The organism is Streptomyces sp. DH24 (assembly GCF_029813775.1).
In the GTDB taxonomy this organism is placed as follows: domain Bacteria; phylum Actinomycetota; class Actinomycetes; order Streptomycetales; family Streptomycetaceae; genus Streptomyces.
On record NZ_JARVKW010000146.1, the window covers coordinates 1 to 360 of the forward strand.

Here is a 360-nt window from a genome sequence, read left to right on the forward strand (position 1 = left end):
CGATCACCTTGCCCGCCGGGCCCAGCACCTTCGCCACCGCACCGGCCTTACCCGCACCCGCGACAGCGCCCCCCGCACCACCCGTGAAGACGGTGGTGAGCACGTTGAAGGTGACCGCACCCGCCGCGCGGGCGGGGTTCTTGCCCCACTGGTCCCACGCCACCAGCGCCTTGCCCGTCTCCTTCATCGCCGTACGCGAATCACGGATCCAGGACGGCAACTTGTCGTCGGGGAGCGTCCAGAACATCGCCCCCACACCAGGGATGGAGGTCAGCACCAGACCCGTCGCCAACTGCGCCAGGCCCTTCCACGCCTGGCCCATGGCCTCCCAGCCGCCGAAGCCCACCAGCGTGCCGAGAC

At 70.6% G+C, this 360-nt stretch carries 1 pseudogene; it reads right to left on the minus strand.

Going from position 1 to position 360, the window contains the following annotated elements:
* Nucleotides 1-360, minus strand: a pseudogene (locus tag QC282_RS32240) (protein phosphatase); the annotation flags it as partial.